We start from the raw sequence: 3,097 nt of genomic DNA, 5'->3' as shown, positions 1-3,097 counted from the left end.
TAAAGGGGCTAAACGGCTTTCCTATAGACATAGTACAGACGATGTTAGGTACAGAACATGTCGTTTTTGGCTTTTAGGGGCGGGGGGACAAGCCCCCCTGATCCTCATTCTTGCTTGGAATTTTGCGCAAGTTGGAAGCAGGATTGGAGACATAAAGCCCCCTTGGGGGTTGGGGGGTGAAGAAAAAAGAGGAAGCAGATTTATATGCGTGTTAAAATTCGTGAAAAATGTGTACCAAATTGGTATTTTTTATTATCTTTGCAGCAGAATTTCAAATACAAGAAACAATGGAAGTAGTAAGTACCAGAGAATTTAGAGCCAACCAAAAGAAGTATTTCGGCATGGCTAGTAAGGGGGAGGACGTTATCTTGAAGTCCAGAAATTGGGGAAGCTTTAGACTTATCCCAATCTCCCAGAATGACATCGTGACCAACAAGCCAGACCTCACAGAGCGTATTTGTCAAGCTATTCGTGAAGTGAAGCTGATGAGAGAAGGCAAGATTAAAGAACTTTCAATGGATGAGCTGCTCGATGAACTTTAAAGTCATACCAACGCCAACGTTTGCCAAGAGCCTTAAAGCATTGGCAAAACGATACAGGTCTATGAAAGCAGATATGGACGCTTTCAGGAAGTCTTTGGAGGAGGATCCGTTCCAGGGAACAGAGCTGACTCCTGGTGTGCGCAAAATACGAATGGCAATAACCTCAAAGGGTGGTGGAAAGTCTGGAGGAGCCAGAGTAATCACCTACAACGTGCTGACCGCAGAGCAGGACGGAAAGGTGTATTTGATGGAAATCTATGACAAGTCAGATGCTCAAACAGTGAAGTTGAATGTCATCAAGGAGTGGATTAAAGAGCTTTAGGCATGCTTTTGGAACGTTTTGGGGCGCCTTGAGGTGTTTGGGCGTGAAATTCCACACGAAAAGGAAGAAAACGGCTCAGAGGGGCTAAAAAAGGCTATTTTGATGTTTTTTATGCTTATAGCGGCTTGTAGCCGGTGTTTTTCAAGGGTAGTTAGAGTTATACAGGTTAATTTTTCCGCTGTCGTTATGTGCTATTAAGTTAGTGTTAGTCTCTTCACTGAGGCTGGACGTCTTCAGCGGATGCCCATTGTTGTTGTGTGCGATTAAGTTCGTGTTGTGCTGAAAGATTGCACGGACGTGACAGATGGGCATGAGCCGAGGAGGAGAGAAATCTTTTCTTCGGCTCTTCTTATGTCTGGCGGAAAAGTGCTCTGAGGTTTTCGTATTTTTATGCAAGTTTCCATTTGTTCCCAAATTCGGAAGTTATGGACTTGTTTGAGAAAGATATTTTACAATCCGCTTGCGGTAAAGTGTAAATTAGGCTTACTGGGGGGAAGCCTAATTCCCCCCTTTGCCTTTTTGGACAAATGGGTGCACCTCAAAATTTGATAAACAAATTTGACTTCGTGCGGCAAGCCGTGAGGTGCTTAGGCTCTCCGAGGTCGAAAGGGGTTACTCCCTCTCGACACCCTCAGGACAGACAAAACTATAACTTTTTTGTGGCTAAACTATAACGTTAAGTAGTTTGGTGTTATAGCTTGTTTGCTTGCTCTGCAGCTTTCTTTCGGCAAGCTCCAACGATGTAGGCCTTTGGCTTATCGGCAAGTCTTGATGGGCCTGCAAGGGATGACAAGAACCCAACGAAGTCTGGAATCTTCTCTTCGGCTTCGATGAAGGTTTTTTTGTTCTTGTTAATCTCATCTACTTCAAAGCCGAGGTTGTAACGAAGATAGTCGTATGCTTGCGGAGAGAGTTGCAAGCGAGCTGTAATATTAGCTTGTAAAGATTGCTTGTAAAGTGTCTGATTCTCGTTCTCGATGATGTGTCGAGGGGTAATGAGATACTTCACAACCTTGCTTCTCTTGTTATCAGGATTCTCTTTGACTTCGACAAAATCAAAACTCCAAGGACAATTTGCATCAAGTTCTTTTTTTGATGGTTCTAATACCCATTTACGCAAATCATACGAACGAGAATATTGCCCCTCTTTGATGCCCATCCATTCACGTAAAGTTTCAACTTTCATGTTGATTTGGGTTCCCGTATCTTGATTGGCAACAAGCTCATAGAAGCGCATAGCATAAGGGCTGTTTAACTTCATCATGGTTTCAAGTTCGAACTCACGAAAGCCGTGTGTGTAGTCCAGGAGTGCAGTCATTACCCAATCTGCAACGATAAATTTCATGATGCCAGACCCTCTGGATATATAGACATTCATGATGAGGGCTGCACCCCAATAGTCGCCAGTTGCGGTATTCTCAACTTCGATGATTTTCGTTTGCATACTCTTTGCTGCTTTTCTTATAAGAGCCTGATTCTTCTTTGGTGTGCCTTCGCTGCCCATATACTTGAGTATATCACTCATAGGCATTTCAACCTCCCAGACGCGAGAGTCTTGAGGCTTGTGCATACGAAACTTGTGATTGCGAATATCAAGGTTCTTTGGGATTCCCGACAACGCTTTGAGATTGTCGAGAAGGGCAAACTTGATGCGGTTCTCGGTTAAGTTATACTTGAACTTAGCCGAGGAAACAATATAGGAGAACACTGTCTTTTTGACGAGTTCGCTTTGCTCTGGTTGAATTGGTCTTGCCATGTTATCTGACCTTTAAGTGTTCCATACCTGCCGCCTTCATCCACTCGTTGTAGTGCTCGATGGCTGCTTTGCCTTCTAAACCTTTTGCACGTCTGTCACGAAGCTCTGCGGACATCACCTGCTCTTCTCTGCGCAAGTCTCGATTTATGCGCTCGAGGTCACTTGCTATCTGTTGTAGTTTCTGTTTCATACGTTCTTTGATTGATTTCCGGTGCAAAGGTATAATTATTTAACGAGAAAACAAAATATTTCTCGTTAAAAGTATTAAATTTCTCGTTTAACTCGCTTTTTATGGTATTAAATTTCTCGTTTATCGGTATTAAATTTCTCGTTAAGAACCTTTCGGAATGCCTTTGTTTAAAGGGGCTAAACGGCTTTCCTATAGACATAGTACAGACGATGTTAGGTACAGAACATGTCGTTTTTGGCTTTTAGGGGCGGGGGGACAAGCCCCCCTGATCCTCATTCTTGCTTGGA

5 protein-coding genes are annotated in these 3,097 nt (G+C 43.3%); 3 read left to right on the top strand and 2 right to left on the bottom strand.

From position 1 onward, the window contains the following. The 3 genes from NNC77_RS16225 to NNC77_RS16215 form a co-directional block, all read left to right on the top strand. Positions 1-316 (top strand): hypothetical protein (locus tag NNC77_RS16225; protein WP_254986907.1); only part of this gene is annotated, 316 nt, incomplete at its 5' end. Then, on the top strand, positions 288-542 hold the full coding sequence (locus NNC77_RS16220; protein WP_218417811.1) for a prevent-host-death family protein: 255 nt from the start codon (positions 288-290) through the stop codon (positions 540-542). The genes NNC77_RS16225 and NNC77_RS16220, both read left to right, overlap by 29 nt. A 61-nt stretch (positions 543-603) precedes the next feature. Beyond that, the gene (locus NNC77_RS16215; RefSeq protein WP_334645207.1) at positions 604-864 is read left to right on the top strand and encodes a hypothetical protein; all 261 of its coding nucleotides are present in this window, start codon (positions 604-606) and stop codon (positions 862-864) included. 691 nt (positions 865-1,555) lie between these two features. On the opposite strand, the gene NNC77_RS16210 is transcribed toward NNC77_RS16215, so the two are convergent. Beyond that, positions 1,556-2,620 (bottom strand): replication initiation protein, encoded by a 1,065-nt coding sequence (locus NNC77_RS16210; RefSeq protein WP_254986906.1) that lies wholly within the window; start codon positions 2,618-2,620, stop codon positions 1,556-1,558. A gap of 1 nt (position 2,621) precedes the next feature. After that, positions 2,622-2,810 (bottom strand): hypothetical protein, encoded by a 189-nt coding sequence (locus NNC77_RS16205; RefSeq protein ID WP_254971872.1) that lies wholly within the window; start codon positions 2,808-2,810, stop codon positions 2,622-2,624. Positions 2,811-3,097: the final 287 nt, after the last annotated feature.

It is taken from the genome of Segatella copri (genome assembly GCF_024330485.1).
Taxonomy (GTDB): domain Bacteria; phylum Bacteroidota; class Bacteroidia; order Bacteroidales; family Bacteroidaceae; genus Prevotella; species Prevotella copri_L.
The sequence above is the reverse complement of the archived record's forward strand: the minus strand, read 5'-3'. Positions and strand labels throughout refer to the sequence as shown.

Excerpts from the sequence above, each read along its gene's own strand:
- NNC77_RS16220 (WP_218417811.1), top strand. The coding sequence starts at position 288 with ATGGAAGTAGTAAGTACCAGAGAATTTAGAGCCAACCAAAAGAAGTAT.
- NNC77_RS16215 (WP_334645207.1), top strand. The coding sequence starts at position 604 with ATGAAAGCAGATATGGACGCTTTCAGGAAGTCTTTGGAGGAGGATCCG.
- NNC77_RS16205 (WP_254971872.1), bottom strand. The coding sequence starts at position 2,810 with ATGAAACAGAAACTACAACAGATAGCAAGTGACCTCGAGCGCATAAAT.
- NNC77_RS16210 (WP_254986906.1), bottom strand. The coding sequence starts at position 2,620 with ATGGCAAGACCAATTCAACCAGAGCAAAGCGAACTCGTCAAAAAGACA.